The sequence below is a fragment of the Bullifex sp. genome (assembly GCF_034103065.1).
Taxonomy (GTDB): domain Bacteria; phylum Spirochaetota; class Spirochaetia; order Sphaerochaetales; family Sphaerochaetaceae; genus Bullifex.
In genome coordinates this window covers 1-3241 of the sequence record NZ_JAXEGN010000233.1, presented here as the reverse complement: position 1 = coordinate 3241, position 3241 = coordinate 1, and the positions used below count along the sequence as shown (strand labels likewise).

Annotated in this window: 4 protein-coding genes; 2 read left to right on the top strand and 2 right to left on the bottom strand. The window is 33.2% G+C overall.

From position 1 onward, the window contains the following. The coding region (locus SOY52_RS09070) for a glycoside hydrolase family 105 protein (RefSeq protein WP_320848637.1) at window positions 1–981 on the bottom strand (981 nt) is incomplete at its 3' end. A 193-nt stretch (window positions 982–1174) separates the two neighbouring features. Here SOY52_RS09070 and SOY52_RS09065 point away from each other — a divergent pair. After that, window positions 1175–1966 carry an aspartate dehydrogenase domain-containing protein gene (locus tag SOY52_RS09065; protein ID WP_320848636.1) on the top strand — a complete coding sequence of 264 codons (792 nt, stop codon included), beginning with the start codon at window positions 1175–1177 and terminating at the stop codon, window positions 1964–1966. Here the strand turns inward: SOY52_RS09065 and SOY52_RS09060 are convergent. Further along, window positions 1946–2842 carry a carbohydrate kinase family protein gene (locus SOY52_RS09060; RefSeq protein WP_320848635.1) on the bottom strand — a complete coding sequence of 299 codons (897 nt, stop codon included), beginning with the start codon at window positions 2840–2842 and terminating at the stop codon, window positions 1946–1948. The two genes, SOY52_RS09065 and SOY52_RS09060, sit on opposite strands and share 21 nt — an antisense overlap. Before the next feature lie 63 nt (window positions 2843–2905). Between SOY52_RS09060 and SOY52_RS09055 the strand changes: the two genes are divergently transcribed. Next, a partial coding sequence (locus SOY52_RS09055) for a GTP-binding protein (RefSeq protein WP_320848634.1) occupies window positions 2906–3241 on the top strand: 336 nt, incomplete at its 3' end.

Here is a 3241-nt window from a genome sequence, read left to right as displayed (position 1 = left end):
AATATCTTTAAGGTTTAAATCACCATTTTCAGCACTCATCTTGTTTTCAACAATACCGTTGAAGATTTCTGCACCCTTTTGAGCATAATCACTACTTAACATACCAAGTCTTGCACCCTTCAATAGTGCATATGAAACCATTGCAGAACCGGAGGTTTCAATGTAGTTTCCATCTCTACCAGGGAAATTTGGTACTTGATAGAACATCTTAGTCTTTTCATCTTGATAGCGCATTATGCCTTCAACTGCCTGAACAAAGATATCCTTTATTACAGCTCTATCTTCTACATGGTCTTCTTCGATATACCCATATACATCAGCAAGTCCAACTAAGAACCAACCAATAGATCTGAGCCAGAAATTCTTACTTAGTCCAGTTTTCTTATCAGCCCAGAAAAGAGTTCTTGAGCTATCATAACCATGGTAATAAAGACCTGCTTTTTCATCGTACATTATTGCTCTTACATTAGAAAATTGTTTAACAATATCTGAGTAATCCTTCTTACCAAACTCACTTTGATAGCGAGTATAAAATGGTTGCATCATAAATAATCCATCAAGCCAAATTTGATCATGATAAATTGCTTTATGGATAAAGTTACCCTCTTTAGTTCTTGGATGATTTTTAACTTGAGAGAATGTAAGATCAATTGCCTTTAAATATTTCTCTTTACCAGTTATATGATAAAGATCAAATAAAATTCTACTTTCACAAACATCATCTGTTGAGTATTTAGTTGGCTCATAACCTAAAATAGAACCATCCTCATGAACATAGTAACTTACAAAGGAGATAACGAAATCAAGATATTTTTTTTCTCCAGTTGTCTTATACATCTCTAAAAGAGAAGTAGTCATACATCCATCAATATAGTTCCAAGCTGGTTTTTTACCTTGCTTTATTGATTCAATATTCCAAAGTGGCATATCAGGAGCACTTGTCATCAGTTTATCGATATATTTCTCAATATTTTCGTACATCTTCATCCCCATAAATTATTATATTTTAAGGATACACTCTGTTTATTATAAACACAAAGACTTAGTTTTGAATCATTCCGATAATTACATATATAAAATATAATTTTTTAATGCATTTGACACATCAAACCTAATCTTATATACCAATTGCTCTAAAAATTAATAAATGTCATATTACTTAAAAGGAGTAAGTATGAAAACTTTTGCAATTGTTGGTTGTGGACATCTTGGAAATATTGTAGCCGAAGCATATAAAAATGGCTTATTAAATGGATATAAATTAATTGGAGCATTCTCAAGAAATGTTGATGATGCAACAGCTTTGTTAAGTGGTGTTGATGCAGCAGTATGTGGAGATATTTTATCACTAATTGCTTTAAAGCCTGATTTTATAGTTGAAACAGCTTCAATTAAGCTGTTAAAAGAATTTACCCCTAATGCACTACTAAATGGAATTAGTGTTATTCCACTTTCAATTGGTGCATTTGCAGATCAAAATTTTAAAGAAACCTGTATTAAGGCAGCAGAAAAAGGAAAAGCTAAAATCTACATCCCAAGTGGTGCTGTTGGTGGTTTTGATGTGCTTTCAACTATCTCATTGATGGCAGAGGTAAATAAGAAAGAAATTAAAGCAGGAATCCACACACATAAGGGGCCAAATTCCCTTAAGAACACACCATTGTACAAAGATGAATTAGCGAATAAAGAAGAAACTGTATTTACAGGTACTACAAAGGAAGCAATATCTCTATTACCTACAAAAGTTAATGTTGCAATTGCTACTGCACTTTCAACAGTTGGTCCAGATAAAGCAACTGCCATGATTACTAGCGTTCCTGCTTTCCCAGGCGATGACCATAAGCTGACAGTTGAAACTGAAGGACTTAAAGCTGTAGTTGATATTTGGTCAGAAAAAAGTGATATCGCTGCTTGGTCTGTAGTTGCACTACTAAGAAATCTTAATTCAGTTATCACATTCTTCTGACAAATCTGTTTTTACTAAAGCTGGACCTTCATGGGACACTACCTTAGATGCTAAGTAATTTGCTCTTTGTAGTGCATCAGCTTTAGTAAAGCCCTTTTTGATATATGAAATATATGAACCTATGTGGCAGTCTCCTGCTCCAGTTGTATCCACTACATTAGAAATAAAAGCTTCCTTAAATATTATCTCTTTTCCTATATATACAACTGCACCCTTACTTCCTAAGGTAATAATGATATCATTTTGTGTTCTTTCATAAAGGCGCTTTAAAGCTAAATCAAAATTATCAAGCTTTGTAATTTCAAATAGCTCACTTTGGCTTAAGTGTATAATAGGATTAAGAGCGAAAATTCTATCAAGCTTATTACTATCAATAAATCTTAATCTTGGTCCTGGAGAAAAATAGAGCTTTAAGCTTCTATTTTCTTCTAAGAAAGAAATGATTTGGTCTCCACCTTCGTCCTCTATTTCAAGTCCACATACATAAACACTATCAAAATCAGATAAACAAACACCATCTAAATATGATTTATCAAAGGAGTATTCTATTCCATGGTAAGCGATAAATGATCTCTCCCCATTATTCTCTACAAGGCATATACAAGCTCCATGAGGTTCATTTGATAAACGAAATGGCTTAATGCCCTCTTTCTCTAACTCCTTTAAAACGAACTCACCATAAATACCACTCCCAATAGTAGTACATTGCAAATGTGGTACATCTAATAAGTTTAATACCCTAGCAACGTTATAAGCACATCCACCAAGATTATAGATATGAGAATTAGATTTTACAGACTCTGCAGAGTTAGGTAGAGAAGAAATTGAAACTGTTATATCGACTGTACAAGAACCAATGATAAGTGTTTTTTTCATAAAGTGAATAATACAATCACTCATTGGTGTAAACAATAGTTTTGATATGATATTATCAAAAACATGAGTTTAATTACAGGAATAGTTGCCCATGTAGACGCGGGTAAAACCACACTTTCAGAAGCAATACTTTTCAAAAGTGGTGCAATTAGAAAATATGGAAGAGTTGATAGTAGAAATACATTTCTAGACACTGACATAATTGAAAGAAAACGTGGTATTACCATCTTTTCAAAGGATGCAATTGTAAATGATAAAATTACTCTTCTAGATACTCCAGGACATGTTGATCTTGTTTCTGAGATGGAAAGGACTATAAACGTTTTAGATGCAGCAATACTGTTAATTAGTGCTCCTGATGGAATTCAAGCTCACACTCGAACCCTTTGGGCAATGCTA

What these genes read in the sequence shown, in the direction of transcription:
- SOY52_RS09065 (WP_320848636.1), top strand. Translation starts at nt 1,175, where the DNA reads ATGAAAACTTTTGCAATTGTTGGTTGTGGACATCTTGGAAATATTGTA.
- SOY52_RS09060 (WP_320848635.1), bottom strand. Translation starts at nt 2,842, where the DNA reads ATGAAAAAAACACTTATCATTGGTTCTTGTACAGTCGATATAACAGTT.